Source organism: Roseiarcus sp., from assembly GCF_052145395.1.
Lineage (GTDB): Bacteria > Pseudomonadota > Alphaproteobacteria > Rhizobiales > Beijerinckiaceae > Roseiarcus.
On the sequence record NZ_JBKQOT010000902.1, the window covers coordinates 1 to 2,772 of the forward strand.

Below are 2,772 nucleotides of genomic sequence, written 5' to 3' on the forward strand. Positions count from 1 at the left end.
CAGCTTGAATCACGACGTCCCGGCGCAGTCAATAACCTAATTACATGCCTACAAATTCGCCGCAAATCCCCGCAACCCCGCACAAACCCGCACCTTCCCGCGAAACGCAACTCGGAAGTTCGGTCTAAGGCAGGATTTCGAGCGCTTTCTCCTTGGGCCGGCAGAGGCGGACGCCCTTCTCCGTCACGACGATCGGCCGTTCGATCAAAATCGGATTCGCGACCATCGCGCCGATCAGGTCGTCATCAGTGCGCGCGGGATCGTCGAGGCCGAGAGCCGCGTACGGCGCTTCCTTGCGGCGCAAAAGCGAACGGGCGGGAACGCCCATCGCCGCAATCAGCTCCTTCAGTCTTCCGCGGGTCGGCGGCGTCTTCAGATACTCGATCACGACCGGCGCCTCGCCGCGCTCGCGGATCATCGCCAGCACGTTGCGTGAGGTCGTGCATTTCGGATTGTGGTAGATGGTGACAGTCAAGAGCAAAGGTCCGCTGGTTTTTTTGACGCCGCGCCGTCAAAGTGCGGGCGGCGCCGAGGCGGTCAACTTACCCGGCGGAGGCGATGGGCGCCATCGGCTGGTGTACAGCTAAAGCATTGGACGGTTGGATCGAGGCGCCGCTGTAGCCGCGATCGCTGATCGTGGCGGACGCGGTCCGCGACCGCGTCACCAAAGCGCAATTCGACGGAACTGCAATCTGCTCTAAAGCCACGTCGGACGGCTTTCGTCAGAGTCGCGCGCGCAGAATTCCAGCAATTCGATAGACTTATCGCGTATTCAGCTCCCACTGATACGAACGTCGCTCATCCAGATTCGGCTTTCTATCGTATAGTCGGCGTGCGCCGATTAGCCGCGGCGCGCGGTTGTTGAATGACGCCGCGTTGCGGGGCATGACGCGAACGCAGTGAAGTCGCGATCCAATCTCAAAGAGGCGATCATGAGTGAATGTGAAAAGGGACTGAGCCGTCGAACGGTTCTCCTCGCCGCCGCCGCCGCGGCGCCGGTGCTGGCGCTGATGACGACCGGCGCGGAGGCGAAGATGGCGCAGGCCGCGGCGAAGTATCAGGCCGAGCCGAAGGACGGCAAGCAGTGCGACGGCTGCAACTTCTTCGTCGCCCCGAACAGTTGCAAGATGGTCGACGGCGAGATCGCGCCGAACGGCTGGTGCGCGCTCTGGACCAAGAAGGCCGGCTGACGCCGCCGAAAGCGGCGGCCGCTCGCCGGCCGCCGTCATTCCCACGCGGGACAAATTCTCACGAACGGCGGTTGACCCGCGCGTCCGCCTCGACCTCGACCTTCATCTCCGGTTTCAGAAGCTGAGACACGACCACGATCGTCGCCGCCGGCCGGATGTCCCCGAACACCTCGCCCTGGACCTCGAGCACCGGCTCGCAGAAGGCCGCGTCAGTGACGTAGGTGCGCAGGCGCACGATGTCCGGCAGTTCCGCCCCGGCCTCCTTCAGCACTTCGGCTAAGGTCGCGTAGATCGCGCGCGCCTGCTCGGCCGGGTCGTCCGGCATGGTCATCGCTTCGTAGTCGTAGCCCGTCGTGCCCGAAACGTGAATCTCGTCGCCCGAGACGACCGCGCGCGAATAGCCGTACGTCCGCTCGAACGGCGACCCCGACGAGATCAGCCGATGGGCCGGCCTCACGCGAATTCCATGATGACCGCGTCGACCGCCAGCGAATCGCCCTCCTTGGCCAGGACCGTCTTGATGGTGCCGTCGCGTTCCGCCGAGAGCACGTTCTCCATCTTCATCGCTTCGACGATGCAGAGCTGCTCGCCCGCCTTGACTTCCTGTCCCGGCCTGACCGCGATCGACTTGACGAGGCCCGGCATCGGGCAGAGCAGCATCTTCGAGCCGTCGGCGCCCTTGCGCTCGAGCATCAGCGCGGCGAGTTCGGCCTCGCGGCGGGTGTAGACGCGCGCGTCCACGTCGACGCCGGCGTGGGACAGACGATATCCGTTTGGGATCGGGCGGGTCTGAACCGCGATCGCCGCGTCGTCGATGTTGCCGCACCACAAGAGGTCGCCCGGCTTCCAGTCCGACTCGACATAGGCCCTGCGACCGTCGGCGAAGGCGACCGTGAGGCCGTCCGCCCTCGGCTCCACCTCGAGCTCGATCCGGCTCTTGGCCAGCGCGACCGTGCGCTTGGTGTCGAAGACGAGCAACTCGGGCGCGCGCAACTGGCCGGAAATGCGGCGCTTGCGCACGTTCAGAACGTGATCCATGTGGGCCGCGGCCACCGCGATCCGCCGCTCCGTCTCACCCTCGGCGACGAGCGGCTGGAACCCGTCGGGGAACTCCTCCGCGATGAAGCCGGTCGACAGCCGTCCCTCGCGCCAGCGCGGATGCTGCATCAGCGTCGAGAGGAACGGGATGTTGTGCCGGATTCCGTCGATGACGAAGGAGTCGAGCGCAGTCGCCTGGGCCTTGATGGCGCTGAGACGGTCCGGCGCGTGGGTGACGAGCTTGGCGATCATCGGATCGTAGTGGATTGAGATCTCGCCGCCTTCGAAGACGCCCGTGTCGTTGCGCACGGTCACCCCGTCATGCGAGCCCTCCGCGGGCGGCCGATAGCGCACGAGGCGACCGGTCGAAGGCAGGAAGTTCCGGGTCGGATCCTCGGCGTAGGCGCGGCTCTCGACCGCCCAGCCGGTGAGCTTCACGTCTTCCTGGGTTAGGCGCAGCTTTTCGCCCGCGGCGGAGCGGATCATCTCCTCGACGAGATCGACGCCGGTGACTAGCTCCGTCACCGGATGCTCGACCTGCAGG

The 2,772-nt window shown here is 65.5% G+C and carries 4 protein-coding genes; 1 reads left to right on the plus strand and 3 read right to left on the minus strand.

The features are described 5' to 3' along the window. Positions 1-124 precede the first annotated feature (124 nt). The gene (gene arsC / locus ACLP25_RS31270; RefSeq protein ID WP_442472977.1) at positions 125-475 is read right to left on the minus strand and encodes an arsenate reductase (glutaredoxin); all 351 of its coding nucleotides are present in this window, start codon (positions 473-475) and stop codon (positions 125-127) included. Positions 476-932: 457 nt separating this feature from the next. Here arsC and ACLP25_RS31275 point away from each other — a divergent pair, with 457 nt between their 5' ends. After that, complete coding sequence (locus tag ACLP25_RS31275) at positions 933-1,190, plus strand: high-potential iron-sulfur protein (RefSeq protein ID WP_442472978.1); 258 nt, start codon at positions 933-935, stop codon at positions 1,188-1,190. Positions 1,191-1,248: 58 nt separating this feature from the next. Here ACLP25_RS31275 and ACLP25_RS31280 read toward each other — a convergent pair whose 3' ends face one another. Then, positions 1,249-1,647: a RidA family protein gene (locus tag ACLP25_RS31280; protein ID WP_442472979.1), complete on the minus strand. Its 399-nt coding sequence runs from the start codon at positions 1,645-1,647 to the stop codon at positions 1,249-1,251. Next, on the minus strand, positions 1,644-2,772 hold a 1,129-nt coding region (locus tag ACLP25_RS31285), incomplete at its 5' end, for a biotin/lipoyl-containing protein (RefSeq protein WP_442472980.1). The genes ACLP25_RS31280 and ACLP25_RS31285, both read right to left, overlap by 4 nt.